Origin of the sequence: Woodsholea maritima DSM 17123, from assembly GCF_000382325.1 — a bacterium.
Lineage (GTDB): Bacteria > Pseudomonadota > Alphaproteobacteria > Caulobacterales > Maricaulaceae > Woodsholea > Woodsholea maritima.
The window spans coordinates 416,713-431,567 of record NZ_KB908056.1; the positions used below are offsets into that span (position 1 = coordinate 416,713).

General features: G+C 55.3%; 17 protein-coding genes and 1 other RNA gene. 5 read left to right on the forward strand and 13 right to left on the reverse strand.

The genetic code is table 11. The annotated features are described in order from the left end of the window. Nucleotides 1–930, reverse strand: a complete 930-nt coding sequence (gene fmt / locus H151_RS0102040) for a methionyl-tRNA formyltransferase (RefSeq protein ID WP_019959958.1) — start codon at nt 928–930, stop codon at nt 1–3. 184 nt (nt 931–1,114) lie between these two features. Here fmt and H151_RS15195 point away from each other — a divergent pair, with 184 nt between their 5' ends. Next, nucleotides 1,115–1,513 carry a Kazal-type serine protease inhibitor family protein gene (locus H151_RS15195; RefSeq protein ID WP_083918438.1) on the forward strand — a complete coding sequence of 133 codons (399 nt, stop codon included), beginning with the start codon at nt 1,115–1,117 and terminating at the stop codon, nt 1,511–1,513. 154 nt (nt 1,514–1,667) lie between these two features. Here H151_RS15195 and def read toward each other — a convergent pair whose 3' ends face one another. Further along, nucleotides 1,668–2,189 carry a peptide deformylase gene (def, locus tag H151_RS0102050; RefSeq protein ID WP_019959960.1) on the reverse strand — a complete coding sequence of 174 codons (522 nt, stop codon included), beginning with the start codon at nt 2,187–2,189 and terminating at the stop codon, nt 1,668–1,670. A 61-nt stretch (nt 2,190–2,250) separates the two neighbouring features. Continuing rightward, nucleotides 2,251–3,771, reverse strand: coding sequence for a DNA recombination protein RmuC (gene rmuC / locus H151_RS0102055; protein WP_019959961.1), 1,521 nt, complete (start codon nt 3,769–3,771; stop codon nt 2,251–2,253). Nucleotides 3,772–3,869: 98 nt separating this feature from the next. Here rmuC and H151_RS0102060 point away from each other — a divergent pair, with 98 nt between their 5' ends. Continuing rightward, a complete protein-coding gene (locus H151_RS0102060; protein ID WP_019959962.1) occupies nt 3,870–4,997 on the forward strand; it encodes a GNAT family N-acetyltransferase in 1,128 nt (375 codons plus the stop codon). 94 nt (nt 4,998–5,091) lie between these two features. Next, entirely contained in the window at nt 5,092–6,219 is a 1,128-nt protein-coding gene (locus tag H151_RS0102065; RefSeq protein ID WP_019959963.1) for a PQQ-dependent sugar dehydrogenase, read from the forward strand. Nucleotides 6,220–6,661: 442 nt separating this feature from the next. On the opposite strand, the gene H151_RS15200 is transcribed toward H151_RS0102065, so the two are convergent. The 5 genes from H151_RS15200 to ffs all read right to left on the reverse strand — a co-directional run bounded on the left by H151_RS15200 (nt 6,662) and on the right by ffs (nt 10,541). Then, entirely contained in the window at nt 6,662–7,423 is a 762-nt protein-coding gene (locus H151_RS15200; RefSeq protein ID WP_083918369.1) for a GNAT family N-acetyltransferase, read from the reverse strand. 103 nt (nt 7,424–7,526) lie between these two features. Next, a complete protein-coding gene (recR, locus tag H151_RS0102075) occupies nt 7,527–8,126 on the reverse strand; it encodes a recombination mediator RecR (protein ID WP_026353767.1) in 600 nt (199 codons plus the stop codon). A gap of 73 nt (nt 8,127–8,199) precedes the next feature. Further along, on the reverse strand, nt 8,200–8,535 hold the full coding sequence (locus tag H151_RS0102080; protein ID WP_019959966.1) for a YbaB/EbfC family nucleoid-associated protein: 336 nt from the start codon (nt 8,533–8,535) through the stop codon (nt 8,200–8,202). After that, complete coding sequence (locus tag H151_RS0102085; protein ID WP_019959967.1) at nt 8,532–10,361, reverse strand: DNA polymerase III subunit gamma/tau; 1,830 nt, start codon at nt 10,359–10,361, stop codon at nt 8,532–8,534. The genes H151_RS0102080 and H151_RS0102085 overlap by 4 nt, the downstream gene beginning before the upstream one ends. A gap of 81 nt (nt 10,362–10,442) precedes the next feature. Next, nucleotides 10,443–10,541, reverse strand: an RNA gene (ffs, locus tag H151_RS17285) — signal recognition particle sRNA small type. Between the two features lie 114 nt (nt 10,542–10,655). On the opposite strand from ffs, the gene H151_RS0102090 reads away from it, so the two are divergent. Together H151_RS0102090 and H151_RS0102095 are read left to right on the forward strand one after the other, a co-directional pair. Beyond that, nucleotides 10,656–10,997 carry an ArsR/SmtB family transcription factor gene (locus H151_RS0102090; protein ID WP_019959968.1) on the forward strand — a complete coding sequence of 114 codons (342 nt, stop codon included), beginning with the start codon at nt 10,656–10,658 and terminating at the stop codon, nt 10,995–10,997. After that, nucleotides 10,975–11,400, forward strand: a complete 426-nt coding sequence (locus H151_RS0102095; protein WP_019959969.1) for an SRPBCC family protein — start codon at nt 10,975–10,977, stop codon at nt 11,398–11,400. Before H151_RS0102090 ends, H151_RS0102095 begins: the two co-directional genes overlap by 23 nt. Here H151_RS0102095 and H151_RS0102100 read toward each other — a convergent pair. The 5 genes from H151_RS0102100 to H151_RS0102120 form a co-directional block, all read right to left on the reverse strand. Beyond that, a complete protein-coding gene (locus H151_RS0102100) occupies nt 11,397–11,633 on the reverse strand; it encodes a hypothetical protein (RefSeq protein ID WP_019959970.1) in 237 nt (78 codons plus the stop codon). The two genes, H151_RS0102095 and H151_RS0102100, sit on opposite strands and share 4 nt — an antisense overlap. 145 nt (nt 11,634–11,778) lie before the next feature. Next, a complete protein-coding gene (locus H151_RS0102105) occupies nt 11,779–12,348 on the reverse strand; it encodes a porin family protein (protein WP_019959971.1) in 570 nt (189 codons plus the stop codon). 181 nt (nt 12,349–12,529) lie between these two features. Then, nucleotides 12,530–13,063, reverse strand: coding sequence for a porin family protein (locus H151_RS0102110; RefSeq protein ID WP_019959972.1), 534 nt, complete (start codon nt 13,061–13,063; stop codon nt 12,530–12,532). A 329-nt stretch (nt 13,064–13,392) separates the two neighbouring features. Beyond that, nucleotides 13,393–13,899 (reverse strand): porin family protein, encoded by a 507-nt coding sequence (locus tag H151_RS0102115; protein WP_019959973.1) that lies wholly within the window; start codon nt 13,897–13,899, stop codon nt 13,393–13,395. 561 nt (nt 13,900–14,460) lie between these two features. Beyond that, the gene (locus H151_RS0102120) at nt 14,461–14,838 is read right to left on the reverse strand and encodes a hypothetical protein (RefSeq protein ID WP_019959974.1); all 378 of its coding nucleotides are present in this window, start codon (nt 14,836–14,838) and stop codon (nt 14,461–14,463) included. Between the last annotated feature and the right edge of the window lie 17 nt (nt 14,839–14,855).

The following is a 14,855-nucleotide window of genomic DNA, read 5'->3' on the forward strand; positions in this document are numbered from 1 at the left end:
TTATAGCTGGCTACCTTTGGGTATATTATTGCCGCGCAAAAAGGTCTCCAGATCCATCGCGCCCTTGCCTTCACGCTGCAAGCGCACCGGGCGCAGCGCGCCAGACCCACAGGCAATCGTCATGCGATCATCCAGCACCGTGCCCGGCGAGCCCTCGCCCGCAACGGCTTCGGCCATTAACAGCTTAACCCGCACGGGGCCTTTATCACTGTCCATCATGAACCAGGCCCCGGGGAAGGGCGACAGGCCGCGCACATGATTGACGAGATCGCCGCCGGGGCGCGACCAATCCATTCGCGCCTCTTCAGAGGTGATTTTGTGGGCATAGCTCACCCCCTCTTCGCTTTGCGCCACCGCTTCCAAAGAACCGCGCTCCAAGGCCGCCAGAGCGCGCGGCCACAACTGGGCCCCAATACCCATCATCCGGTCATGAAGCGTTGCGGCCGTATCTTGCGCTGTGATCGGAACAATTTCAGACAGCAAAATCGCACCAGTATCGAGCCCGGCCTCCATCTGCATGATCTGCACCCCCGTCATCGCATCACCGGCCATGATCGCGCGCTGAATAGGAGCCGCACCGCGCCAGCGCGGCAATAGCGAGCCATGAAGGTTGAGGCAGCCCATCTCAGGCGCATCTAACGCCGCCTGGGGCAAGATCTGGCCATAGGCAACGACGCAGGCCACATCCAGTTCTAAGGCGGCAAAATCGCCAAGAACATCAGGATCACGCAAAGAGGCCGGGGTATGAACCTCTAACCCGAATTGTTCGGCCAGCGCATGAACAGGGGATTTCTGCTCGCTCATCCCACGGCCCTTTTTTCGCGGCGGCTGGGAATAGACCCGCACAACCTCATGGCCCGCGCCGACAATTTCAGCCAGCGAGGCGGCCGCAAAATCCGGTGTACCCATAAAGGCCAAACGTAGGCTCATGTTCTCTTTCCTTCCTAGTTTCCTTATCGCTTAAAACCCCAAGCGCGCCCTGCCAAGCCCAGGCCCGCACCCCTGGGAGCCTCGCATGCATATTATCGGCCATGGAACACAGCGCCCATTTCTTCGTTTCTTCCCGGATCGCCTTATGGCATACCAAAGTAATCGCAACACCGTGGAGGGGATTATGCGCGCTTTTTGGCTTGGAGTGATGTTTTTCGTGGCGGCCTGCGCCGCACCCGTGTCCAGCCCATCCCCAGAACCGGTTGATCCCCCGCTTGCTGGCACTGAACTGCCTGCAAACGCAGAAACCTGCGGCGGGCTAATGGGTAAGATGTGTTCTAACCCTGCTGATTATTGCCGCTATGAGCCAACCGCCCATTGCGGGGCCGCTGATCAGATGGGCACCTGCCAAGAACGGACCTTCGCCTGCACCCGGGAATATAATCCAGTATGCGGATGTAATGGCCAAACCTATTCAAACCCGTGCGAAGCCGCCGGGGCCGGTGTTAGCGTCGCTCATCACGGCCAATGTGATGGCCCAAGCCTGCAAGACCAGGTCGAAGGCAAGACGACCGAACACTAAGTTATAAGGCTTTGAAAACACAAAATCCCCAAGCCAAGCTTGGGGATTTTGTGTTTCAAGCGATAGGGGATTGGCTGCGCCCTAGCGATGCCCCTAGCGAGGCTTAGAGGCTTAAACGATCTATGCGTCAGGCCATGCAGGCCTTGTTACAGGGCTAAGCCGCGTCGGAGCGGGTCTTGACCAGCTTTTGAACCTTCTTAACCGCGCGTTCGCGTTTCAGGCGCGAGAGATAGTCAATAAAGACAATGCCTTCCAGATGATCCATCTCATGCTGGATACAGGTGGCGAACATGCCTTCAGCGATTTCCTCGCGCGCTTCACCCTCGTAATCGAGATAGGTAAGCTTGACCTTGGCCGGGCGCTCAACCTCATCATAAACATCGGGGATCGACAAACACCCCTCTTGATAGGGCCGCACATCCTCGGTTAAGGGCGTGATCACCGGATTAACAAAATAGCGCGGTTCTGCACGCTCTTCAGGACCGGAGAGATCCATCACGATCACGCGCTTTGCAACACCCACTTGGATTGCCGCAAGACCAATGCCATCCGCAGCATACATCGTCTCCAGCATATCATCCATCAAGGCGCGTAGATCATCATCAACCCCGTCAACGGGGTCAGAGACGAGCTTCAAGCGCGGATCAGGAACGGTTAAAATGTCTCGAATAGCCATGAATATAACTTAATCTCAGCGCCCTTGCCTTTCAAGGGACTTCACCCTTGGTGCACACAGCCTAGCCTTCAGTGTCTTGCGAAGCGGTTACACTGACCTGGCGGGGCGCATCTTCCACCTGAACCGGGGCTTCAATCGCCTTCACCCCTGAGGTGGCGTTTAAATCCGACATCTTACGCGCTGAGACCAGCACCCGGCCCTCTAAGGAGGCCACCGCCTTATTATAATTGCTGGTGGCCGTTTTCAGCCCCGTACCCACACGGCCCAAATGATCGCTAAAGGTTGAGAGACGATCATAAATTTCCGCCCCCAGGGCTGAGATCTGCTTGGCATTGGCTTCCAGGGCTTGTTGGTTCCAGCCATAGGACACCGCCTTAGACAGCGCCAGCAATGTTGCTGGCGTAACGATAATCACCCCGGCCGCAATGGCATCATCAAAAAGGCCCGGATCTTCATCCACCGCCGCAGAATAAAAGCTCTCACCGGGAATAAACAGCGCCACAAAGTCGATCGCCCCATCGACATGCTTGGCATAATCCTTTTTGGCGAGCTGCTTCATATGGGTGCGCACCTGATGGGCATGACGGCGTAGCGCATCTTTGCGCGCAGTATCATCGCGCGCTTCAACGGCATCGAGATAGGCGCTCAAGGCGACTTTGGAATCAATGACAAAGCGGCCCCCACCAGGCAGGCGCACCACGAAATCAGGGCGCAGGGCATCCCCCTCCCCGGTGCGGGTCTGGTGCTGGCCTTCATAATCAATGCCCTTGGTGAGCCCCGCAAGCTCTAGGATATTCTCAACCGTGCGTTCGCCCCATTGACCGCGCGTCGTGGAGGAGCGCTGCAGGGCATGCACCAGCTTGGTGGTTTCTTGATGTTGACGCGCGAGACCTTCAGACAATTTGCCAATTTGGCTTTCCATCTGGCCACGATGTTCGGCGCGTTCTTTTTCAATGCCTTCGATTTTGGTTTTAAACGCGTCCAAGCGCTCGCGGATCGGTTCAACCAGGCTTTTGACGCCAACCTGATTATGCTCGGCCTGAACTTTAAAACTTTCCTGGGCCTGCTCAAAAAAGCGTTTCTGGCTCTCGCCCAACACATCATGGGCCATAACTTTGAGGCGTTCTTCGATCTCACCGCGCAATTGGGTCAGGGCCTCGGACTTCTCGGTAAACCCCTTTTGGCGCTCTTCACTTTCAGATTTCAACCGAGCCAGTTCGGTTTCCACCTTTCGGCGCTCATCGAGTTCTAATTGCACGCGGTTTTCAAGGGTTTCGATCCGGCTGGCGCGCGCTTCTAAATCTGCGGCGCGGGTTTCGGCGCGCTGACGACGTTCGGCCTCCTCCTCTAAGCGCGCTTCTAAGCCTTCAACACGCAAGGCTTTGGCTTCGGCCACAGCATGGGCTTGTTCTGATTGCGCTTTTAAGATTTCGGTCTCGCGCAACTGGCGCTGTACGTCCTCCAGACGAGCATTGAGGCTCTTCATCTGACCTTCGCGCAGAAAACCATAGGCAAGCAAGATCGCAAAGCTCGCCAGCATCGCTGCGCCCATCAGAAGATATGCCACATTCAACCCGTCCATCCTGCACCCCAATCCTTGTTCTCGTTATGTTTCGCACATCTTTTCACGTTCGGCAAGAGGTTTGCATAACGCCTCTCAAGTGAAAGGAAAACCAGCTGATGCGCTATTTTAATGTCTCAATTCAAGACTTAAAGACCCGCGATCTAGCGCTATGGCAGGAGTATGCGGCCCCGAACGGTCAGCTGATCAGTCCTTATTTGACCCCGGATTTTGCCCAGGCAGTGGCGCGCGTACGCACTGATTGCCGAGTTTTGCTCCTTGAAGATCAGCAAAAACCAGTGGGATTTCTGCCCTTTCATGCCCCTGCGCGCGGCATTGTGCGCCCCATCGCGGCCCCAATGTCTGACTATCAAGGCTTGGTTGCGAAACCGGGTTTGACCCTTGATCCCGAGGCCGCGCTCTCGCATATGAAGGCCAGCGCGATGGTGTTCAATAACTGGACGGGCCCGATACCCAGCGGCGTGCGTCAACGGGCGGGGTCGGCAGTGATTGACCTTTCTAAAGGCGCGCAATGTTATTTCGCCGCGCAAAGTGCGCGTTTTAAAGATCATTTCAAGAAAATGGCCCGCCGCCTTCGTAAAGCTGAAGCTGAGTTTGGCCCGATGCGCGTTGAGCTGGGCGATGCCACAGGCACGGCGTTTCAAACGCTTAAAGCCTGGAAATCGCGCCAGTATCAAATGTCGGGCAAGCTTGATCTCTTCGCGATCGAGTGGGTCGACCAGCTGCTAAGCGATCTGGCGAGCCGCCGGTTTGGGACCTTAAAGGGCATCGTCGCCTCGCTCTATTTTGGCGACACTGTGGCGGCGGTTGAGTTTGGGATTGCCGCCGGGGATGTCTACCATTCCTGGTTTCCGGCCTATAATCCACAATTTGCTAAAGTTTCACCCGGATTATTACTGCTGCATGGCCTGATTGAAACCGTAGGCCGTCAAGGCATCACCCGCATTGATCTGGGCAAGGGCGATTGTGCGTATAAGAAGTATTACACCAGTTATGAAATGCCCTTGATGGAGGGGCGCATGCTGGCCCCCGGCCTGGCCGCGGCACGCATTTATGGCATGGAATTGGCGCAAGACATGTGTGATCACCTCCCCGGTGTCGTCTCCAAAGGCGTCAAGAAATTGCGCGGGCGCTGGGCCCATACGGCGGCGTTTGAACGCCGGTTGGATCGCCGTTTCCAGTTGATGGGAGCCGCCATGGCCGCGCAGCTCAGTGCGAAGTCATAATCCTCACGCAGATATGATCGCTTGGACCGTGCACGTGGGCTGAAACGGCGACGCCTTCGCGTTATTCTCCCCTCACCAGATCAGGGGAGAGACTATGTATAAATCAGCACTCTTAGCGTTCAGCCTTTTAAGTGTCAGCGCGCCCAGCTTCGCACAAGATGTGATCGAAAGCGAACAGGCCCGTTTCCAGATTGAAACCGTCGCCGAGGGTCTCGCCTTCCCCTGGAGCCTGGCCTTTATTGATGAGACAACCTTATTGGTCAGCGAGCGCGATGGCTTTATGCGCCTGATCAAAAACGGTGTCGTTCAACCACGCCTGGCCAACACACCTGAAGCCTTTGTCTCGCGTCAAGCGGGCATGTTTGATATTGCCCTGGCCCCAGATTTTGCCGAAAGCGGTATGATTTATTTCAGCTTTGCCCAAGGCGATGCGGACAATAATCATACCACCCTGGCCAAAGCCCGCCTCAATATCGAAGCCAATGCTCTTGAGAAGGTTGAGATTATCTACACCGCCCACCCCGACAAACGCCGTGCTCTTCATTTCGGGGGTCGTATTGCAGTGATGAGAGATGGCACCCTCCTCCTCTCCATCGGAGAGGGCTATATCCACATGCAAGAAGCGCAAAATCCCCAGGTAAGCTTTGGCAAGCTGATCCGGATCAATCCCGATGGCTCAATCCCGGCCGATAACCCGTTCGCAGACGGCGTAAATGGCGCGCCAGAGGTCTATAGCTATGGCCATCGCAACCCCCAGGGCCTGGCGCTGCACCCTGATACCGGGGCGATCTGGATGCATGAACATGGCCCACGCGGCGGGGATGAGATCAATATCATCACCCCCGGCACCAATTATGGCTGGCCCCTGATCACCTATGGCATTGATTATTCTGGTGAGATCATCACCGAAGATCGCACAGGCCCCGGTATGGTCGAACCGATCTGGTATTGGGTGCCCTCCATCGCGCCTTCTGGCATGACCTTCTATCAGGGCGAAGCCTTCCCTGAATGGCAGGGCGATCTGTTTGTCGGGGCCTTAGCGGGTTCAAAGATCGAGCGCTTTGAGCTGGATGGCGATCGCATCATCTCCACCGAGGAGTTATTATTTGATGAGTTGGGCGAGCGGATCCGCGATGTGCGCACCGGACCGGATGGCTATCTCTACGCTCTGATTGATGACGCCGAGGGGCGCATTATTCGTCTGGTGCCAGCAGGGGATTAGTCAGGGATCTCGGCTCAAGGAGCTGATATAAAACCCCTAAAACATGTCATCCCCGATTTAATCGGGGATCTATGGACCTTAATGGCGCGCTCATTAGTTCCCGGAGGGGCGCTTCGCGGCTCCAGGATGAGCGTTTCTTGAGTGTGGCAGAGAACACTATAGATCCCGGCTCAAGGCCGGGATGACAGTAATTGAGTGCCCCCGACTGGCATGCCCCCTCCGGTCCTAACGGGCCACCTCCCCCGTAAACAGGGGAGGACAAGCTAACGCTAAAACCATCCCTAAGGGCTTTGCTATCAGAGCCTGCATGGGGCCCGGCTCAAGGCCGGGAGCCCGTATTCGATCCGCATCGTAAGTAAGGATTTCCCCGGCATGAAAACCGCACGGCCCCGGCCTTGCGCCGGGGTCTAGGATGACAAAGGGCGCAGCTGCGTTCAGGCCCTTAGCCCTTTAGATCTAAAATAAAATCCAGTGTCCCAATACGCGAAAGCCCAGCGGCACGCGCCAGCCCTATAGAGGCGATATGGTCAAGCTGACAGCGATATTGGGGGACATATCCTTTTGCAGTAATCGCTTGAGCGATGGCCCGCACCAGGCGCGCACCATAGCCCTTGCCGCGCGCATCAGGGTGCGTAATCACGCCAATGTCGGCAATTTTCCCATCCCCATCGGGATAAGCGCTGGCGATGCTTACCAATTGCCCCTGGATGAAAAGCCCCCTCACCATCCAGTGATCCAATACGACAAAGCCTTGATCAAGATCATCTTCTGAACATTGGGCTTCAAAGGCTTCAAACACCCCCTGATCAGTGGCATTAAGCGTACGCACATCACCATCTTCACATAAACGCTTAGCGTCCTCGTCATCATAGCCGAAGAGGTAATCTTCGCCGTGAAAGGCATAGCCCAGCTCGATCACAGCCGCGCGAAATCCGGCTACATCCTGAATAGGCTTGCAAAGCTCGCGCGATTGGAAGGCCGGGGCAAGATCAGGCCCTAGCACAGCCAGAGCAGGCGCATGCTCGAAACAATATAGCACACCCATATCCTGGGCGTGTTGATCATAGACGACCTCAAGCGCCTGTGAGGCCATCAAACCTTGCGCGCGTGATTTTATCGCCATCCATTGCGCTTGCATGGCCTCAGGAATTGCCGAACCCGTCAAACGCGGCAGGGATGAACGCTGAGTTGAGCTGTCCGTCATGAGGGTGTGCCACTCAAAAAAAATCCAATAAGACGCCTCGTTATCGAAAAGCGCCTACGCGGACAAACCTTTTTGTTAATTTATGAGTAGCTTTAGGCGATAGCTAACGTCGGCTTTTAAACGCCGCGCTGAGCGTGCCTTCATCGAGATAATCCAGCTCACCGCCGACCGGCACCCCGCGCGCCAGCGAGGTGACGCCGACCCCGGCATGTTCAAGCTTATCGGAAATATAATGGGCCGTGGTTTGACCATCGACCGTGGCATTGAGCGCCAGAATAATTTCCTGGGTATCTTCGCGGCCCGCGCGTTCGAGAAGTTTGGGGATGTTGAGCTGATCAGGCCCGACCCCATCGAGCGCAGATAAGACCCCGCCCAGCACATGATAGCGTCCACGAAAGGCCCCCGCGCGCTCCAAGGCCCACAAATCGCCCACACTTTCCACGACGCAAATACTGGTGATATCGCGGCCCGGCGAGCGGCAGATCGCGCAAGGATCGCTGACATCCAGATTGCCACATTCCCCGCAAGGCCGGATCTTGTCCGCCGCCTCTTGGATTGCCGCCGCCAAGGGCTCCATCAAGGCTTCGCGCTTTTGCAACATATAAAGCGCAGCCCGGCGCGCCGAACGCGAGCCCAGCCCAGGTAGTTTAGCAAGCAATTGGATCAGACGTTCAATTTCCGGACCAGAAGCGGCAGACATCATTATCCCCATACGAATCAGCCCTGCCAGCTTAAACCGGCAGGGCCATTGGGAAAGAGGGCGTTCTCAGACGTGCTTACAAGGTCTTACCGAAGGGCAGATCAATGCCCGGTGGCAAGCCCAGACCTTGCGTGGCTTCAGAGAGGATTTTCTGCTGCACCTGATCGGCCTTGCGCTTGGCATCATGAAGCGCGGCGAGGATCAAATCTTCCAGCACTTCTTTTTCATTGGGATCAATCGCCACCTTGTCGATCATCACCGACTTGGGATCGCCCTTAGCCGACATGGTGATCGCGACCAAGCCCGCCCCGGCTTCACCGGTTACGGTCGCATCATCAAGACGTTTTTGCGCTTCGCCCATTTTGCTTTGCATTTCTTGGGCTTGCTTCATCAAACCGGCAAGGTCTTTCATGGATATTGCTCCTGTAAGGGGGGATGGCCATCGCGTGATCCCGCTTCATCCTCATCTGGGGCTTCAACGGGCGCGGGCATAGCCTCTACCGATAATATTTCTGCGCCGGGAAACAGCGCCATCGCTTTGACTAAAACGGGATCGCGCGCGGCGCGTTCCATATGTTCACGCGCTTCACGCTCGCGCTTTTCATAGAGGGTTTCACCGCCCTCGCGTTGACGCTCGGCCAAAACCATCCAGGCTTGGCCCGTGGCATCTTGTAAAAAGCGCGACAACTCATTGGCAAGATTGGGCGGTGCGGTTTTCGTCGGCTGGAAGACCAGCTGACCCGGCTTCATGGAGATCAGACGCACACAGCGCTCCACATTCAGCTTCATCTCCAGATCGCGGGCCTCGGCCAGCATGGCGATCAAGCCTTCCAAAGTGGTGGGTCCAGTGAGGCCCGCGCCCGGATCTTCAGGCTGCGCCGGGTCCGCCATGCGCGGATCAGGACCCGGCGGGGCCTCCCCCTGGGGCGGTGCCCCGGTGGCCTGAGGCGTCATCTGAACTGCCCCATTTTGCAAGCCAGCAAGAAGGCGCGCGGCCTCTTCCGGGCCGGGCATTGCGCCTGCGGCCATCAAGCGAATGACAACCATCTCGGCGGCGGCCACGGGATCAGGCGCGGCGCGCACATCATCCAGCCCACCGAGCATAATCTTCCAAAGCCGGGCCAGCGCGCCCAAAGACTGCGCCTGCGCCATGCGGGCCAGGCGCGCGGTCGTTTCGACCGACTCGCCCAAATCCGCCGCATCACCCGCCGCTTTGACCCGCGCCATAGCGTGCAGATAATCAAGCAGATCGCGCACCAAAACGACCGGATCAGCGCCGCTATCATATTGGTGGCGCACTTCTTTCAGCGCCTCTGGCCCTCGGCCCTCAAGCGCAGCGTCTAACAGATCTAACACCCGCGAGCGATCGGCCAGGCCCAGCATATCGCGGATCTGAGCTTCGCTGACCGGGCCATCGCCTTCGGCCTGGACAATCGCTTGATCCAGCAAAGATAAACCATCACGCACCGAGCCTTCGGCGGCACGTGCCAAGGCGATCAGACCATCGCGCGCAATCTCAGCGCCTTCTTTTTGGGCAATCCGGCCCAAATGATCGGCCAGCACATCGCGGTCAATCCGCTTTAAATCGAAGCGCTGACAGCGCGACAGCACCGTCACCGGTACTTTACGGATTTCTGTGGTGGCAAAGATAAATTTGGCGTGGGGCGGAGGTTCTTCTAGCGTCTTCAACAAGGCGTTGAAGGCCGCAGTAGAGAGCATGTGCACTTCGTCGATGATATAGACTTTATAGCGCGCCGAAACCGGGCCATAGCGCACGCTGTCCAAAATCTCGCGCATATCGCCCACACCGGTGCGCGAGGCAGCGTCCATCTCCATCACATCGACATGAGAGGATTTGGCAATCGCCGCGCAATGACGCCCCGGCGGGGTTAAAATCATACTGGGCGCGTTGACCTGATCGCTTTCATAATTGAGCGCGCGCGCAATCAAACGCGCTGTGGTGGTCTTTCCCACACCGCGCACGCCGGTCAGCATATAGGCCTGGGCAATCCGGCCCGCGCCAAAGGCATGGGTCAAGGTGCGCACCATCGCCTCTTGACCGATCAAATCTTCAAAGGTTTGCGGGCGATATTTGCGCGCCAACACCTGATAGCCTGGATCACTTTGGCCAGAATGACCGCCCAAGGCCGGAGCCTCAAAGCCAGGCAAAGCGATGTCATCGGGTCCGGGCCCGTCATGGCTGTCATCAGGGGGGGAAGCTAAGGGCTCCTCGCTCACGGCGCACGACACTCCTCTTTCGCGTTTGAACCCATGCTAGAGGATGGGGCGCAGTTGGCCAATCAAGAACTGGCGCAAAAGCGGTGGAAGACTGGACGCGACCCGAACGAAAACTCGTTACGGCTGCTTCCTTCCGGACCTGACCGGGTTGGCGAGGCGCTCGTCCGCGCCAGCCTTCCTCATGGAATATTGCGTCTTCGCAGCGCGAACGCAAGACACCCGCTCAGCCCGAACGCAGCCCCTTGACAGGAAACCAAAAGGTTTTATTTATACGAAACTGAAAGGTTACATATCATGCTACACCTCGATACTCATCAACCCGTCTTTCGTGCGCTCGCCGATCCCACCCGGCGCGCGATTTTAAAACTTCTGAGCAAGGCCCCGTTAAGAGTCAATGACATCGCCGAGCATTTCGAGATGACCCGCCCTGCGGTTGCGAAGCATCTCGACATTCTGGAACACGCCCAACTCATCGCTACCGAAAAAAAGGGACGTGAACGCCTCAACCACCTCACCCCTGCCCCTCTGGCCCAGGCTGCGGACTGGCTCAGCTTCTTTGATCATTTCTGGGATCAGCGTTTGGCTGACCTCAAAACCGCTGTGGAGACCTCTTATGACCGTGATGAAAATCGTTAAAACCCTGATCTTGAAAGCCCCACCTCACCATGTCTGGAGCTTTCTCACCCAAGCCGATCGCTTGGCCCTGTGGTTTATGAAGGGCGAAGCCGATATCCAAGCCGATGGCCCCTACACCCTCGTCACCAATTCCTATGGCCGCGAAGGCGAGCGCGTCATCACCGGAGACGTCCTGGCTTTTGATCCGCCCAAGCGCTTGGTTCACACCTTCACCCATCCCTATCTAGACGGGATCATCACCCAATGCGAATGGACGTTAGAGCCCCTTGCCCAAGGCACGCTGTTGACCTTGACGCATACCGGTTGGGAAGATCTGGGCCAAGATAAAGTCCTGGGCCTTCTTAGTGATCACGACAAAGGCTGGGATGAGCATTTCATCCGATTGCGCAGTGTCACGGCTTAGTCCCGTCGCAATCGCGCCCATCTTAAAAAGTCGGCATGACGATCAAGAACCGCGATCACTTGATCGTCGCCGCCCTCACTGATCAAGAGATCGCGCCAATAGGCCACAACATGGCCTTGGGTCTCCAGCCACTCCAGAGCGGCCTCCGTGACCGGTGACCGCTCATGCTCCTTCGCCATAAAAGCCGCGACGCGGCCGGATGACGGGTTCTGAAAAGATAGAATCTCGCTCATGATGCCAGTTTATGCGACTAATTCTCATAAGCAAGCCTTAAGCGCTACAATCTCACACCCAAGTGTCGCAGGCCCTTAGCCCAATAAAAACACCCCGCAAGTAAAACCTGCGGGGTGTAAAACTCAGCCTCAAGAAGACCAGATTTTAGAAGCGACGTACGAAAGATACGCCCCATTGATCCAGCTCAACATTATTATCATGGTCATGACGTGTGTAGTCAAAGCGGACGCTATTTTGGCCGGCAAAGGCCCATTCCACACCCGCGCCATAAGCAACACCGTCGCTGGTATCTGAAATAGAACCCTTGATCGCAGTACCATTCACGGTCCCGTCCACATCAGCTTCAGCCTTACCACGGCTATAACCTAAACGCGCAAATACAGAAAACTGCTCGTTCAACGGATATTGAACTTTTGCGAAAGCTGCGATTGTATGCTTCAGCTTGATATCAATCGAACCCGTCGCGGTATTGCCCGCATAAGTCACGGAACCGGAATATGTTTCATCCGTGACGCCCAAAGAGCCCTCAGCTTCCAGACCGAGATACTCATTGAAGTCATAGCCGCCACGTACGGTGACAGCGTGAACTTTTGCAACATCCTGATCAAAGTATGACCAACCTGCACCCAAATGCCACTCACCTTTAGACTCTTGCGCTTGAGCCCCTGCACAGACCAAAACAGCTGCGGCAGACGCCAACATCAAAGCTTTCATAGGATCCCCCTAATAAAAAAATGAGCCGAAAACGACTCATCGGTTTATGAATTACGGGAAAACGCCTAACAAGAGAAAATGCGCGCATTTACAGAATTGTCATAAATTTGATCAACCTACACACGAAAAAGGCTCCGTCAATGGACGGAGCCTTGATACGCAACCTCAAGCGAGGTTTAACTTAGAAGCGGCGAACGTAAGACACGCCCCACTGATCGAACTCAGCATCGTCTTCATAGTCATGACGCGCGTAATCGAAACGCACAGCGTTAGGACCCGCAAATGCCCACTCGAAGCCAGCGCCGTAAATCACACCGTCAGCATTGCCGTCCGCAGATACAACAGCGTTACCAGCTTTTGCAGAGGCTTCGATCTCAGCCGTGCCGTAACCCAAACGGGCAAATACAGAGAATTGCTCGTTGAAGGGGTATTGAACTTTAGCGAAACCCGCCAAAGCATATTCCAGTTTGTAATCAACATCGACGCCCGCGAAAGTCGCGTCTTTTTCGTTGATGCCGATTGAGCCTTCGGCTTCCAGGCCGAAGTATGGGTTGAAGTCGTAACCACCACGTGCAGTGATCGCGCTCAGATTGCCGCCATCGGCGTCAAACAGAGAGTAACCACCACCCAAATGCCATTGACCTTCAGCGGTTTGAGCCTGAGCACCAGCAACAGTAGCCAAAGCAGCGGCGGAAGCGAGGAGAAGTGTTTTCATTGATCCTAATCCCTTTGTTAGACAGTCATTTTTTTGCGAGCGTTAACGCCCGTGCCGCCCACAATTGGGGAAGGAGCCCTCGTCTTACAAGCGCCTTCTGCGGTAAAATGCATGTTTTAAATGAGGAGCTCACCTCTCTGTGTCGCAAAAAACACATATTTGAGAAAAGAGGGCAACATTGCCGACAAGTTGCCACATTTCGGCCATAAAAATTAAGCCCCACTCACGAAGAATGGGGCTTAAAATCAGATCGTTCGCGCGACGGAGGTCAAAATTGAGCCCAAACGGCAAACTTCACTTAAGTTGTGACTGAATAGTCACACTTAATCTTAGAAGCGGTAAACGTAGGATACGTTCCACTGGTTCGCTTTGGCGGCATGGTGACGGGTGAAGTCTAAACGCAGACCGCTATTGTCAGAGAAGTTCCACTCTGCGCCAGCGCCGTAAGCCAAACCGCTTTTGGTGTCGTTGTAGTTTTTGCTTGGGAAGTCATACTTCAACTTCATGGTAGAATAACCAACACGGCCATATACGTTGAACTGCTCACCCAATGGCATTTGAGCGCGAGCAAAAGCACCCAAAGCATAGTTCAATTTTACATCGCCAGTGTAGCCATTCAGGCCAATTTTGTCGCTCTTAATGCCCATAGAGCCTTCTAGGTCTACACCAAACATTTCTGAAACATTGTAACCACCGCGCAAAGTCAACGCGTTGACGTCACCTTGTTTCAGGTCAAACAAAGAATAGCCTGCGCTCAAATTGAATGCGCTGTCTTGAGCTTGAGCACCGAAACCGACCACAGCAGCCAAAGCTGCAGATACCAAAAGAGTTTTCATTGTTCTGTCCCCCAGGACTGAGCCTGATTTGAGAGTTAAAAGTCGAGAAGGTCATCGCTGTATTGCGTCTTCCGTGAGGGTGTTATCGGCGCAAAAAAAGGCACATTTGGGACAAGAATGCGGCCTATAGTCGGTCAATATATGTCTAACCCTTCAATATCGCCAAAAATTCACCCCCTTCACTTTAATCTTTACTAAGGCAGATCATTCGCTTTAATAATATTAAATCTATGCCGCTGATTTCACTGATCAATTTTTCTCAACTCACGGTGCTGCGCAGTTAAGCTTCAAATAGGCGGCTTCCCCAAAGCTCTGCAAAGCCCAAATAACGTGATTTTTTTATCACGCTTCATCCGGAGCACAGCAAGGGATTAGCGCCAAAACGACCTAAATCTAAATGCGGAATGAATGGAAAAAGACATAAAGACCCAACTTTGCCCCAATCCCTAATGCATGCGCCAAAAAAGCAACGCCCCGGTGAGGGGGGATCACCGGGGCGTCGGGAGCGCGGCGCGTTGGGGGGGAGGGAGATCGCGGGCGCCCTTTCTCGATAGTCTTTACTTAACGCTTACAAACCACCTCTTTGACCTGACCTTCATCCTGAAACAGCCGCGTCATCTGATCGAGCCGCTCTATCATCGCTGAAAGCTCATCTGAGCTAATCACGCCTTCAAGGCCAGCCAGCTGATTGAGCGATTTTAACAGCTCAATCTCCTGCAACACATCCTCTGCGGCCCGCGCAGTTTGTGCGGCGAGCGTGTGGACCCGCTCAGCGGCATCCATAATCTGATCATTGTTTTTGAGGGACATGGCATCGCTGGCCACTTTTAACGCCAGCACGTTAGAGCGCATCACGATTTCATTGACCATATCGACGACACGGCCCTGATCGTCTATGCTTTCGAAGTCTGGAAACGTATGTGCAACCCCAAGCGTCATGCTGACCCCATTAACTT